The organism is Fodinibius salinus (genome assembly GCF_008124865.1).
Taxonomy (GTDB): domain Bacteria; phylum Bacteroidota; class Rhodothermia; order Balneolales; family Balneolaceae; genus Fodinibius; species Fodinibius salinus.
In genome coordinates, this window is the sequence record NZ_VNHY01000004.1 from 217,625 (window position 1) to 230,285 (window position 12,661).

At 42.9% G+C, this 12,661-nt stretch carries 14 protein-coding genes; 4 read left to right on the forward strand and 10 right to left on the reverse strand.

Annotated features, from left to right (window positions below):
• Positions 1 to 81: 81 nt before the first annotated feature.
• A complete protein-coding gene (gene pafA / locus LX73_RS11725) occupies positions 82 to 1,719 on the reverse strand; it encodes an alkaline phosphatase PafA (RefSeq protein WP_148899695.1) in 1,638 nt (545 codons plus the stop codon).
• Between the two features lie 187 nt (positions 1,720 to 1,906).
• Between pafA and LX73_RS11730 the strand changes: the two genes are divergently transcribed.
• The 4 genes from LX73_RS11730 to LX73_RS11745 all read left to right on the forward strand — a co-directional run bounded on the left by LX73_RS11730 (position 1,907) and on the right by LX73_RS11745 (position 3,967).
• Complete coding sequence (locus LX73_RS11730) at positions 1,907 to 2,293, forward strand: hypothetical protein (RefSeq protein WP_148899696.1); 387 nt, start codon at positions 1,907 to 1,909, stop codon at positions 2,291 to 2,293.
• 199 nt (positions 2,294 to 2,492) lie between these two features.
• Positions 2,493 to 2,735: a hypothetical protein gene (locus tag LX73_RS11735; protein ID WP_148899697.1), complete on the forward strand. Its 243-nt coding sequence runs from the start codon at positions 2,493 to 2,495 to the stop codon at positions 2,733 to 2,735.
• 17 nt (positions 2,736 to 2,752) lie between these two features.
• Positions 2,753 to 3,322: a TlpA disulfide reductase family protein gene (locus tag LX73_RS11740; RefSeq protein WP_148899698.1), complete on the forward strand. Its 570-nt coding sequence runs from the start codon at positions 2,753 to 2,755 to the stop codon at positions 3,320 to 3,322.
• A gap of 24 nt (positions 3,323 to 3,346) precedes the next feature.
• Positions 3,347 to 3,967 (forward strand): TlpA family protein disulfide reductase, encoded by a 621-nt coding sequence (locus LX73_RS11745; RefSeq protein ID WP_148899699.1) that lies wholly within the window; start codon positions 3,347 to 3,349, stop codon positions 3,965 to 3,967.
• A gap of 44 nt (positions 3,968 to 4,011) precedes the next feature.
• On the opposite strand, the gene LX73_RS11750 is transcribed toward LX73_RS11745, so the two are convergent.
• The 9 genes from LX73_RS11750 to LX73_RS11790 form a co-directional block, all read right to left on the reverse strand.
• Complete coding sequence (locus LX73_RS11750; protein WP_148899700.1) at positions 4,012 to 4,464, reverse strand: methyltransferase family protein; 453 nt, start codon at positions 4,462 to 4,464, stop codon at positions 4,012 to 4,014.
• 46 nt (positions 4,465 to 4,510) lie between these two features.
• The gene (locus LX73_RS11755) at positions 4,511 to 5,347 is read right to left on the reverse strand and encodes a sterol desaturase family protein (RefSeq protein ID WP_148899701.1); all 837 of its coding nucleotides are present in this window, start codon (positions 5,345 to 5,347) and stop codon (positions 4,511 to 4,513) included.
• A 27-nt stretch (positions 5,348 to 5,374) separates the two neighbouring features.
• Entirely contained in the window at positions 5,375 to 5,770 is a 396-nt protein-coding gene (locus tag LX73_RS11760; RefSeq protein WP_148899702.1) for a rhodanese-like domain-containing protein, read from the reverse strand.
• Between the two features lie 48 nt (positions 5,771 to 5,818).
• Positions 5,819 to 6,202, reverse strand: coding sequence for a rhodanese-like domain-containing protein (locus LX73_RS11765; RefSeq protein ID WP_211359427.1), 384 nt, complete (start codon positions 6,200 to 6,202; stop codon positions 5,819 to 5,821).
• Positions 6,203 to 6,245: 43 nt separating this feature from the next.
• On the reverse strand, positions 6,246 to 7,007 hold the full coding sequence (locus LX73_RS11770; RefSeq protein WP_148899703.1) for a sulfite exporter TauE/SafE family protein: 762 nt from the start codon (positions 7,005 to 7,007) through the stop codon (positions 6,246 to 6,248).
• Between the two features lie 61 nt (positions 7,008 to 7,068).
• Positions 7,069 to 8,484, reverse strand: coding sequence for an MBL fold metallo-hydrolase (locus LX73_RS11775; protein WP_148899704.1), 1,416 nt, complete (start codon positions 8,482 to 8,484; stop codon positions 7,069 to 7,071).
• A 298-nt stretch (positions 8,485 to 8,782) separates the two neighbouring features.
• Entirely contained in the window at positions 8,783 to 9,043 is a 261-nt protein-coding gene (locus LX73_RS13230; protein WP_211359428.1) for a YgaP family membrane protein, read from the reverse strand.
• A gap of 23 nt (positions 9,044 to 9,066) precedes the next feature.
• A complete protein-coding gene (locus LX73_RS11785; RefSeq protein ID WP_148899705.1) occupies positions 9,067 to 9,378 on the reverse strand; it encodes a hypothetical protein in 312 nt (103 codons plus the stop codon).
• A gap of 31 nt (positions 9,379 to 9,409) precedes the next feature.
• Entirely contained in the window at positions 9,410 to 12,655 is a 3,246-nt protein-coding gene (locus LX73_RS11790; RefSeq protein WP_148899706.1) for an efflux RND transporter permease subunit, read from the reverse strand.
• Between the last annotated feature and the right edge of the window lie 6 nt (positions 12,656 to 12,661).

Here is a 12,661-nt window from a genome sequence, read left to right on the forward strand (position 1 = left end):
AAAAAGTTATATAAATCGTCTTAAACTGACGTAATATCACTGATGGATTCAGGTCGCCAGTAATTCAAATTAGGCTGGGGTTTATTCCTCAAACTGAAGCACATTTGCCGGTGAACCGCTCGGCATGGAAATGTTGAGCATATTTGAAATCGTTGGAGCAATCTGTGGAATCACCGTGCGACGATCCGTACGCCCCTGTGGCACGTTCCATCCGTAAAAAATAAGCGGCACATGAGTATCATAACTATAAGTTGAGCTATGGGAAGTACCAGTGGGGTAATCTGAGTCCAACCAGCCGGACTTTAACTGAATAGAAACATCACCCGAACGATCATACATAAACCCGCGCTGATGCATAGCCTGCTGGCCTTCAGCATAAGATTTTTGTTGATAGTTATATGCAGTATTCGTAGCACGTACACCCTCAAACTGCAATAAAAAATTAGCAGCATTACGCTGTATTTCTTTCAGTGAAATGCCCCTTTCAGCAATGAGGTTACGATCCAAATACACCTGCTGATTTATATAGCTTTCAATCCAATCGCCACTGCCATATTCATCCGCAAGATAAACCGACAGTTCCTGTAATACTTGGTCGCTGTCAAAATATCCGCCGGGCAGGTTCTTGTCCTTCAGCTCCGCAGGTACATCCACTACACCATGGTCAGAGGTCAGCATTACCAGATAATTTCCTTTCCCGACCTGCTGATCCAAATAGTTAAGCAGATCAGCCAATTGGTTATCCAATCGCAAATAGGTGTCCTGCAGTTCGATGGAATGTGGTCCAAACTGATGTCCTACATAATCAGTGGAAGAAAAACTAACAGTCAAAAAATCCGTAGTGTTATCACTTCCCAATGAGGCTCCTTTTATTGCTTTTTGGGCCAACTCTGCAGTAAGTTTATTCCCAAAAGGGGAAGTTTGAATTCGCGCTGTAGAACTATCCATAGCATGTGGAAAGACTGGCTCATCCTCCCCATCAAACGTACCTTCGTAGGGCGTATCGTCGGCATTGCTCTCGGTATATTCTTCGATAGGCAATAACGTTTCCCAACTTTGGCGGGATAATTTTTTAGCCATACCATTATCATTAAACTCTTGCAGCCACTGCGGTAGTTTATCCCCATACCACGAGCTGCTTACAAAATGTCCGGTGGCATCCTCATACCAATAGGCACCATCGGCTAAATGTCCCGCCGGCAGTACGGCTCCGCGATCCTTGATTGAAACTCCAATCACTTTGCTCTCGGGACTAACATTCTTTAGCTCATCGGTAACAGTAGTACTCAGTAAATTAGCAGGCGACATTTTTCCCATATCCTCATCCGTCCCTACTGGATTTACCGTCGAGTCTGCAACCACATACATATTGTCATTGATTGACCGATCATACCAAGCATTTCCGACGATACCATTTGCTGAGGGCGTGGTACCGGTATAAACAGCGGCATGCCCTGGCCCGGTATAGGTAGGAAAATAATTGAAATGATTATTTTCGAAACTAAATCCCTGCTGAATCAGTCGCTTAAAACCGTCCTCTTCAAACTTATCCCAGTAAAGCGGTAAATAATCGTATCGCATCTGATCAACCACAATACTGACTACCAGCTTGGGTTGATCCGCCGCCGAATGAGTTTGCTTATTCTTTTGCCCACATCCAAACTGGATGACAAGACAAAACGTTAATAAAATTAAAATACTTTTATTGATATATCGCATTGTTTAGCTGTTTTATAAAAAGTTGATGCTGTGAGAAAAGTAACTTCTTTTAGGTGAATTATCGAATTATCTTTCTGTAAAATGATTTTAGTTCAGTTGTCGTTACATTAATCAGCGATAGATAAAAAATAGCATTTTTAATACCTTCAAAAGGTGTTTTGCCAAAACTGCAACCAACCACTATTAAATGGCTGACCCCATAAAATATATACTCTTACTCACCCTTCTTTTTGTGGTAGGCAGTGCTATATCTCAACAGAATGTGGCTAAGCTTGATAATATTGGCAGTTCACAATCCAGTTCAAAAACGCTTTGTCAACAACGCACCAACGGAAGTATTTCCAATCCTCCAAGAGAAGTTGATCCCCTTTTTGAACACGCGTCTGAATCACATACCAATAACACACCGCCCAAAACAATCACAAGCTGTAACTCATCGCTGCATATTCTTCCGGCAGAAAGCAACTTTTCTTTCAACCCGGGAAATTATCAAATAAGCACCGGCTTCTATAACTCCTCACTCTCCTCTCAAACATTTGTATTTCAAGAACCCGATCCGCCTCGGCTCGGTTGATTTATACCTAATCGGTCCGGTCTTCGATCCAGTTGGTTTAATCTTACTTAAAAATTAGCAGTAGTATCGCAATACCTTTTCATAGGTTTGCATTATTTGATCAATCACCAAATCAACGAAATCGAAATGAAGTAATTAATTCAGCTTTCGTATTGCAGCATAAGAAATTCAAAACTATAACATTTTAATTTAATAGCAGATGCATTTGTTAAATCAACGCAAAGAGCTTATTCCATTAATTATAGTAGGTATTCTGCTTGGCATTGCTGCTTATGATCTTTTTAGCAAACAACAGGAAAACGCTGCGATCCTTAATTCCGGAAAAATGATTGATCCCGCAACCATTAGCGGACGAACAGCCTGCGAGGTCCCCATTCCGGATTTATCCAAGCAAGAACAAGCAAAAATACCTGTCTTCAATACAAAAGAAATTTCCAACTAACCATTTCATTATTCACTATGAATCCTTTTCGATTTTCAACACACATATTTTCTATCATCCCGATGGTCTTGCTAATAATAGCATGCGGTACCTCAAACGAACGAGTCTCGGGTAACACTCAAACAGCTGAAGGACAAGCTACAAACACTCAGGACTCATCCCGAAAACAGTTTAAAAAAGCACCCGATTTCACCCTAAAAACCATGAGCGGGGATTCATTTACTCTTTCTGATCATAAAGGGAAGGTAGTGGTCCTTAATTTCTGGGCAACCTGGTGTGGTCCCTGCCGCAAAGAAATCCCCGATTTTATGGAACTATATAAAGAACTGAAAGATGAAGGAGTATTATTTGCCGGCATTTCACTTGACGAGGAAGGTTGGGAAAAGGTGCGTCCCTATGCCAATGATATGAACATAAATTATCCTATTATGGTTGACGACGGCAATGTATCGCGCAAGTATGGTCCCATTCGTGCCATCCCAACAACGTTGATCATCAACAAAAAGGGACGAGTGGAATATGTAGCCCCCGGCATGCTCACAAAAGAAAAGCTAAAACCCATACTTACTAAATTAGCCAATAGGTAATTCTAGAATTCTTACAATTGAACTATGACTTCTACAGAAAAAAATAAAACATCAGATTGGAAACGAAGCCTTATTAAATGGTCTGTCATTGGCGCTGTTATTGCTCTACTCTATTTTACCGGATGGCATACTGAAGTCTTAGGCACATTACAACGCGGCATGCTCTGGACCGGCCTATTTGATGCCGACACCTCCCAGGTTACGACCACAGATGGACCGGTATTAACCTCACAAGACTATCAGTTTGAACTGCTGCAAACCAATGGAAGCAGAACTACCCTAAGCGAATTTAAAGGAAATGTCATTTTTCTGAATGTATGGGCTTCGTGGTGTCCACCCTGTGTAGCAGAAATGCCTACTATTGAGTCCCTCTATAACAAAGTAAGTGACAATGAACATATCCGATTTGTCTTGCTTTCAATGGATCAGGAACCGCAGAAAGCTGTACAATTTATGAAAAGTAAAAAGTTCGATATGCCATATTACTTTCCCAGCTCTGAACTGCCCACTAAATTTCAGAGCCAATATCTGCCTACAACATACGTAATTTCAAAAGAAGGGAAAGTTATCTATAAAAAAGAAGGTATTGCCGATTACAGCGCCCCGGTTTTTATGCAGTGGATAGAAGAGCTAGCGCAAAAATAGTAACCTTTAGGTACTGTTCAGTTTCACATGAACTGCACCTCATATTATAACCAGCGATGAACTTCAGATTTATACTTGAGATACTTAGAACTGAATTTTTCTTCCATAATTTCTTCTTCGGGAATAATCTGATACTTATTCATATACCAGATAAACAACGGTAATATGAATAAGTTCAACACATTCTGTAAAATTGAGGCGTAAGCTATCAACAGAAAAAACAGTGCTAAATACATGGGGTTTCGCGTATACTGGTAAATACCATCTGTCACTAATGTGCTGGCTTCAGCCGGTTTATGAGGATCAACTGATGTGCCATTACGATAAAACTGAAGTAATCCCGCTACTCCCAACACGCCGCCTGCAACCATCAGTAGACCTGCTACCCAGTAAGCACCGGATAACGTTAAACTTCCAAATGGCAAAAATAACGACACCAAATGCATCAAACCCGCAATAATGACGAAAACAAGAGCAGGTGGAATTTTTAGAGCCATCAAAGCAACTATTAAAGTTCAACAATTATGAAACACAATATACCATCTATTTCGATGAATTTTGATCATCTGCTTTGCGAAACGGCATCGTAAACAGTCCTTTTACTTTTCGGTCCTGTTCAGAGTCAAACTCATCAAGCCCAATCCGCAATGTTTTAAGGGGATTGTGTAATCTAAATGTTTTACCAATACGATCCCAAAATGAAAACAGGGAGCTATAATTAGAGTCTGTCTCAGGCTGCCAGCGGGAATGATGCACTTTATGCATGGCAGGGGTTACAATTACTGCCCGTAAGGCCTGATCTACCTTTTCGGGCAAGGCAAGATCGGCATGGTGAAACTGCACTACAGCAAACATCAGCGTCTCATACAGTAGCAGCTCCCAGAGCTGCAACCCAATTAACAAAATGATACCAATGCGAAGAGCTGATGACAAAATAATTTCACCGGTATGAAACCGACTGGCAGTTGTAACATCCATTTTGGCATCGGCATGATGCACGCGGTGAAAACGCCACAGAAATGGGACTTTATGATTAATAACATGCCACAGGTACATCCACAGATCCATTAAAAGTATTGCTCCAACAGTATGGCCCCAGGCAGGTAAGCCCGACAACTGTAACCAGTTCAACAATCCAAACTGATGTTCGTAAGCCCAGTTCGAGGCCCAAAGCCAAGTTCCTACAAAAAACACCGAGATGATCAGCGCATTGGTTAGTCCCAGCGCCATATTGGCCAACAGGTGTTTGCCTTTTTCTTTGATGGATCCCTTGAAAAAATCAAAAAACGGATGAGCCTGCTCCAGCATCATCAAAATCACAAGCCCGATGACTGCAGCCAGTACCTGGGATTGCTCCATTAGGTTAATAAGTGCCTGCATACGGTGGTAACATTTGGTGAAAGTAGGTTACTTTTTTTTGTCAAAACCGGCATCAACTAGCTGCTGGTAACCGCCTACATTATACACATCCTTAAATCCATACTTCTTCATCAGCTCAAGTGACTGGCCGCTGCGATTACCCGACCGGCAGTACAGGTAGTAGGTTTTCTCTTTGTCAAGTGAATCAAGATGAGCCTCAAACTCCCCGCTCAAATAATCATATTGGTAATCAACCTTCGCAATATGACCGGCGTTATATTCTTCTTGGGTACGTACATCTATAACCACACCCCCTTGCTCATCAAGTTTTTGGCGAAACTCACTGGGATCTAGTTCCTTTTCCGTCTCTTTACCACCACACGACAAAAGGGTAAAAAAACCAATGGCCACAACTAATCCGATTGATAATATTCGTCTCATCATAATCTCACAGGATATTGGATTACTGAAATATTTTTATTCAAAATTTATCTATTGTTTCTTAAAGCCTGCAGCTACTAAGTCCTGCATACCCCCTACATTATACACATTTTCGAATCCATTTCGTTTCATTATCTGCATTGCGCGTCCACTTCGGGCACCTGATCTACAGTACAAGAAATAGCTCTCCTCCTTCTCAAGATTGCTGATTCCATCATTAAAATCAGAGGATGAAACATCAAAATTATGATCAGCCTTTTTAAGATGACCGTTACTATATTCAGCCGGAGTACGAACATCAATAATAACACCCGACTCTTCGTTTAGTAACTCTTTAAATTTTTGTGGAGGTATCATACTGTTCTTTATCTTCTTGAAATAAAAAAATACAGCTGCAACAACAACTAAAATGACTATGATCAGTGATGTGCTCATAATAAAATGACCGTTAATTATTCAGGATTTAATAATCCATTATTCAAATATTCATATAGATGATATAACCACCCATCAGAATAAGGAATACAGCAAATCCCTTCTTTAGATTTTCATTCGATACTTTTCCACTAACTTTCTTGCCGACCAAACTCCCGACCGCGCCAATAAGGCTGAAGACCAGTATAAGCTCCCAATTCATTGACAACTCTAGGTTAGCCAGCACATCCATATACTTAAAAAAGCCGCTAAAGCTTTTTAGGGCGATTATAAGCAAGCTCGTTCCTACCGCCAGACTCATCGGCAACCCACCGAGTAATACCAGTGCAGGGACAATAAGAAATCCCCCACCAACACCTACCAGACCAGTGAGCACACCCACGGCCAGTCCTTCAAGTACAATCTTCCACCAGGCATGGACAATTTCGACCTCACCATCTACTTCCACGCGCTTTTTGTTATCACGAAACATCATGACAGCAGCAACAACCATCACTGCTGCAAATAAAAGCAGTTGAAAAGTACCCGACACATATCCTGCAATCATCGCACCGCCATAAGTACCGATCATACCCGGGATCCCAAACAAAATAACGCTGCGCCAATGAACCTGCTGTTTTAGCGCATATGGAACAAAACCGGCCAGGCTTATTGTCCCTACGATACCCAATGATTCGGCAATCGCTACTTTTTCCTGTTCACCAGCTAAATATATAAGCACGGGTACCGTCAGTATTGATCCACCAGAACCTAACAGGCCCAGAGAAATTCCTACCAACAGTGCTCCGATCCAAGATAAAATCATAAGTTAACTTATTCTGAAGTTAAGTCTCGTTGACCAAAAATATGTCTCCTGTACCTATATGTTATTGACCAACCTCTCTGGATTTTAACTGGCCGTATTTTTGCTCCCAGTCTTCGAAATCATCATCGACCCATTTAACCCGGAAACCCTCCCTGGCCAACAGTCCGCTGGCATAGGATGCACGCCTTCCGGTCCTGCAATGTACCAGCAGCTCTTTGTCTTTGGGCAACTGACTCAACTCATCCGCCAAACGCGTATGTGCTATATTGATAGCATTCGGTACGCTGCCTTCAGCATTTTCCGTAGCTTTTCGTACATCCAGTACTTGTATCTTGTCATCTGTTCGGAGCTGTTCCATGGTATCAAAATCAATAGCTTCTACCGACGTCAGATCCTGATCCCAGTTCATCAACATTTGTGGCGTAGCATAACCTTTGATATTATCGAGGCCTACCCGCACTAAATCACGAACTGCTTCCTCAAGATTCTGATCATCAATAATGAGATAAATATCCTCATCTGCATCAGCGTACGAACCAGCGATGGTATTAAAACTTCCACCAATAGGTGCCAGCAGTGAACCATCCAAATGTCCATTCATAAAGTGTTCCGCTTCACGAGTATCAATAATAAGTCCATCACTTTGAGTTAGATTAGTGATACTCATCTTTTTTGGCTTAGGAAGCGTACCCAATACAGCGGGCCCTTCCCTGTTTACATTCTTCATACGCCCAAAGTAAAGCGGCGGTTCTGGCTGTCCATCCAAAATAAAGTCTACAAATTCGGTTTCGCTTGTAGCCGCGTTAAAAGCCGGGCTAAATCGAAGCTCATAACCGACAGTTGATTCAGGAACAGCACCGAGTGCTTTGCCACATGCACTTCCGGATCCATGGGCCGGCCATACCTGTAGATAGCCTGGCAAATCTTCGAACTCCTTTACTGATTTATAAAGCTCTTTTGCCGCTGGTTTCATGGCCCCCTCTTGTCCGGCAGCTGTTTCCAACAAGTCAGGACGGCCGACATCGCCGACAAAAACAAAGTCTCCAGTCAAAATACCCATCGGCTCATTGGTAGCTGCACCATCTGTAACTAAAAAGCTGATAGATTCCGGCGTATGTCCGGGAGTATGAATGACATCAAACTTTATATTCCCAATACTAAATACGTCACCTTCGTTTATGAGCTCATAGTCATAATCACTGCCAATCAGCCATTCGTATTTCCAGTCGGCACCGCCTTCGTCGGAGGCATAAACATTAACGCCCCGATCAGCTAACTCCCGCAATCCCGATACATAATCGGCATGAATATGTGTGTCAGCTGCCGCTGTAATTTCCAGGTCTTCCTCCTCAGCCAGCTCATAGTATTGATCCACATCGCGCATGGGATCAATCACGATGGCTTCGCCAGTGGCCTGACATCCAATGAGGTATGCATACTGTGCAAGTTTCTTGTCAAAAATCTGTTTAAAATACATAATTGTTCCTTTTTTAAATCAAGTTGCTCAATCATTGAAATTCCTATTTTATAAACTATACTCAACTGCTGTAGTTAATGCGGGAGCCTAACTTGAAAACCCAAACTCCTAAAATTGCAGTTGCGATAGACATCACAATAATCTCATTACCAACACCTGTAAGACTTCGGTACCGTTAAAAAATATTATTACCTACAGAATTTTGTCATGCCTAAAACTAGCGGATAAGCACCTGCTTATCAATACAAGTAAATACAAACAAAGGGATTCCAATGAAATATATAGATGGCACTTGTCCCTACCTTTTTGGAGATTTCGAAGTTTGGGAAGCCTGGCTCTCAACTCCAATCCCAAGTTTAGATAAAATCTGTTCAGCCAAACACCAGCCAGATAAAGAAGACTGAAACAAATTCAAGCCTACAAACAGCGTAAATAAAAACCAATATGGGCTCACAAAGTAACCCAAAATTACACTGATCGTCACGAAAGTTCCGGCCAACATTCGTATCGCTTTTTCCATCGGCCGCATTGTAGTACAACTTTGATTTGATTGTTCCATAGTAATAAATTTTATGTTTGGTATTAAGCTGATTGATCAATGTCCAATGAGTATGCATGCAACGGATTCGGCTGATCATCGCTCTGTCCGTCGTTATAAGATCGCACCTCTTTGAGCACGCGCCCTACACATGTTCCATCCTGTATAGAAAAGAACAATGTAGAATAAATGCCGTGTTCACTGTGGGCAAACCAGTTGGAAATATCTGGCTGATAGGCCTCCGTCCGGAACCCATGTACCTCTGTCTCGCTGTAAATCGGCACTTTCTGACGCGCCAGTATTTTCCGTACTTCATCAGTATGCTCTTCTATGCTAAGAATGATTAATAATTTCATTGGTCTTGTTATTAAATTATTGGACAATAGTTTACACTTCGCCTGCTTCTTGTTTAGATGCAGTCGCTAATTCTTTTACCTTCTTTTCCGCCATAAAATAAATCAGGGGAACCATAATAAGTGTGAGAGCTGTTGAGGCAACCGCTCCGCCCATCAGCGAAATGGCCAGTCCTTGAAAAATTGGATCGAACAGAATAACCACAGCACCAATCACTACGGTACCGGCTGTCAGGATAATCGGCATGCTTCGTACTGCACCGGCCTCAATAACAGCCTGCTTCAGTGATTCGCCTTCATCAAGTCGGATATTGATAAAGTCGATCAGTAGTACCGAGTTACGTACCATAATACCTGCCAGAGCAATCATGCCAATCATCGATGTTGCCGTAAAGAAAGCGCCCAGCAACCAGTGTCCCAGTATAATCCCTACCAGTGACAGCGGGATCGCGATCATCATAATAATCGGTACCTTGAAATCCTGGAACCATCCAATAATCAGCATATATATGATGATAAGTACCACCGCAAAGGCAATCCCCAAATCTCGAAATACTTCGTAGGTTATCTGCCATTCACCACCCCACTTTAGCGTATAATCGCTGGTAGAAAATGGCAGGCCCGCAAAAATTTGTGTTAGCTCATAGCCTTCGGACAAATCTATGTTGTTAATCTTTTCGTCGGAATCCAGTATCGCATATACTGGACTTTCAATAGCCCCGGCGACCTCAGCCATGACGTATTTTACGCGCCGCTGATTTTTGCGATGGATACTCTGCTCCAAAGTATCCTGTTTTAGATTAACCAGATCCGTAACCGGAATCATACTACCGGTAGCCGACTGTACATGGAGCTGTTGCAGTTTTTCAATTCCGGAGCGCTGTTTTTCCGGCAGGCGTAACATAATAGGCACATTGTTAAGGTTTTTATCGCTATATAAACGCGATACCTCTCGTCCGTGCAGTCCCATTCGTGCTACCTGCACTGCTTTCTGGGCAGGAATGCCTGTCAACATCGCTTTTTCATTATTTATATCCAGCACGTATTCTGTCTGGGGTGCCTTATGGGTCCAGTCAACGTCAACAACGCCGTTCATCTCCTCAAAAATGGTGCGTACTTTATCAGCTACACGCTCTCGCTGATCAGAGTCCGGGCCATAAATTTCAGCTACTAATGTTGAACGCACCGGTGGTCCCGGTGGAACTTCTACCACCTTGATGTTAGCATTATACTTTTTGCCCACTTTTTGAACGATCGGACGTATACGTTTGGCAATACCATGACTTTGATCCGAACGCTCGCCTTTATCAATCAGGTTCAGCTGAACATCTGCGATATTAGCACCTTTCCGCAAATCATAGTGCCGTACTAACCCATTGAAATTGATGGGAGCGTTCGTTCCCGAGTATATTTGATAATCGTGAATTTCCGGAACGTCTTTTAGAGCCAATGCCGCTTCACGAGCTACAGCATTTGTGCGTTCCAGCGTAGTGCCTTCCGGCATATCTACGATAAGCTGTACTTCGTTCTTATTATCGAAAGGCAGCATTTTGACTTCCACCATACGGAAGACAAACAACAGTGTGGATGCTAGTAACATCACTGTAACACCACCGACAAATAACCAGCGGTACGTCACATTTTCCAACAGCGGCTTCATAATTCTCGAATACCACTTGTAGATAAACGTTTCTTCGAGTTTATACTCCTTGTCATTGCCCTGTTCATCCTGTTCAGGCTTTACATGCGGCAGCAGTTTGTACGCCAGCCAGGGAGTTATAACAAGAGCTACAATCAAGGAAAAAATCATAGCCAGTGAAGCACCAATGGGCATTGGACTCATATAAGGCCCCATCAATCCCGAAACAAATGCCATCGGCAATACTGCTGAAATTACAGTGAAAGTGGCCAGGATTGTAGGATTTCCAACCTCGTTAATCGAGGCAATAGCAGCCTGCTTAAAGGGCAACTTGCGCATCTTAAAGTGCCTGTGCATGTTTTCAGCTATAATAATCGAGTCGTCCACCACTATACCGGTCACAAACACCAGCGCAAAGAGCGTAATACGGTTTAGCGTGTAGCCAAACATATAATAGAGGAATAATGTGAGAGCAAAAGTAACCGGCACCGACAGAAAAACAACCAGACCGCCGCGCCATCCCATGGCCAGAGCTACGACAACCGTTACCGCCAAAATTGCCACCAGTAAGTGTTCTAGCAGCGATAGCACTTTCTGCGAAGCCGTCTTCCCATAGTTACGGGTAACGGACACATTCATATCTCCGGGGATCAACGTTCCCCTAGCTTTGTCGAGCTTCTTATTTACCCGCTTGGCAATATTCATAGCATCAGAGCCGGGTCGCTTAGCCAGCGATATGGTTACCGCAGGATAGGCAGCCCCGGCATTTAACGCTGAATCCTGTCTGGCCATCGCGTTACCAATACCAAAAGAAGCATAATCTGCCGGCTCTCCCGGACCGTCTGTTATGTTGGCGATTGTTTTTAAATAAATGGGATCTCCATTTTGTACATCAACAACCAGGTTGCGAACCTCATCAGCACTTCGAAAATAATTGCCGGTCTTCACCAAAAACTCAGTATCATTTTTACTAAATGATCCCGATGACATTTCACTGTTAGCCGCTTGAATCTGTTGCGCTACTTTTAGCGGATCGATATTGTAGGATGTCATCTTATTCTTATCCAGAGAAACGGTCACTTGTCGCGACCGACCACCGTGAATTTCGGCCTGGGCCACATCATCCACCTGCTTAATATCCAGCGAAAACTCTTCAGCCACCCGCCGCATCTCATAATCACTATACGACTTACTCCAAAAGGTGAGAGTCATTATAGGAACGTCATCAATAGAACGGGTCTTTACCAACGGTTGTGTAGCACCATCCGGCAACTGATCCATATTTTTCATCAGCTTGTCATACAGCCGCACCAAGCTGCGCTCTACGTCTTCGCCCACAAAATAACGGGCTGATATCATAGCCTGTCCCGGCATTGAACTAGAGTACACATACTCTACCCCCTCGATATTCGATAAAATACGCTCCAAGGGAATAGCTACACGCTTTTCTACCTGCTCGGGTGTTGCTCCGGGATAACCGACAAAAATGTCGGCCATGGGCACATTAATTTGCGGTTCCTCTTCACTTGGTGTTAAATAAGTACCGTAAAATCCCAGTCCCAGAAACACCAACATTAAAAGTGGCGTCAACTTTGAATCAATAAACGCCTTTGCAACTTTACCTGCTATTCCAGTCTTCATAATGTT

Coding starts and splice junctions, on each gene's coding strand:
- LX73_RS11775 (WP_148899704.1), bottom strand. CDS start 8,484: ATGTATTTTAAACAGATTTTTGACAAGAAACTTGCACAGTATGCATAC.
- LX73_RS11740 (WP_148899698.1), top strand. CDS start 2,753: ATGAATCCTTTTCGATTTTCAACACACATATTTTCTATCATCCCGATG.
- LX73_RS11760 (WP_148899702.1), bottom strand. CDS start 5,770: ATGATGAGACGAATATTATCAATCGGATTAGTTGTGGCCATTGGTTTT.
- LX73_RS11735 (WP_148899697.1), top strand. CDS start 2,493: ATGCATTTGTTAAATCAACGCAAAGAGCTTATTCCATTAATTATAGTA.
- LX73_RS11790 (WP_148899706.1), bottom strand. CDS start 12,655: ATGAAGACTGGAATAGCAGGTAAAGTTGCAAAGGCGTTTATTGATTCA.
- LX73_RS11785 (WP_148899705.1), bottom strand. CDS start 9,378: ATGAAATTATTAATCATTCTTAGCATAGAAGAGCATACTGATGAAGTA.
- LX73_RS11770 (WP_148899703.1), bottom strand. CDS start 7,007: ATGATTTTATCTTGGATCGGAGCACTGTTGGTAGGAATTTCTCTGGGC.
- LX73_RS11730 (WP_148899696.1), top strand. CDS start 1,907: ATGGCTGACCCCATAAAATATATACTCTTACTCACCCTTCTTTTTGTG.
- LX73_RS11745 (WP_148899699.1), top strand. CDS start 3,347: ATGACTTCTACAGAAAAAAATAAAACATCAGATTGGAAACGAAGCCTT.
- pafA (WP_148899695.1), bottom strand. CDS start 1,719: ATGCGATATATCAATAAAAGTATTTTAATTTTATTAACGTTTTGTCTT.
- LX73_RS13230 (WP_211359428.1), bottom strand. CDS start 9,043: ATGGAACAATCAAATCAAAGTTGTACTACAATGCGGCCGATGGAAAAA.
- LX73_RS11755 (WP_148899701.1), bottom strand. CDS start 5,347: ATGCAGGCACTTATTAACCTAATGGAGCAATCCCAGGTACTGGCTGCA.
- LX73_RS11750 (WP_148899700.1), bottom strand. CDS start 4,464: ATGGCTCTAAAAATTCCACCTGCTCTTGTTTTCGTCATTATTGCGGGT.
- LX73_RS11765 (WP_211359427.1), bottom strand. CDS start 6,202: ATGAGCACATCACTGATCATAGTCATTTTAGTTGTTGTTGCAGCTGTA.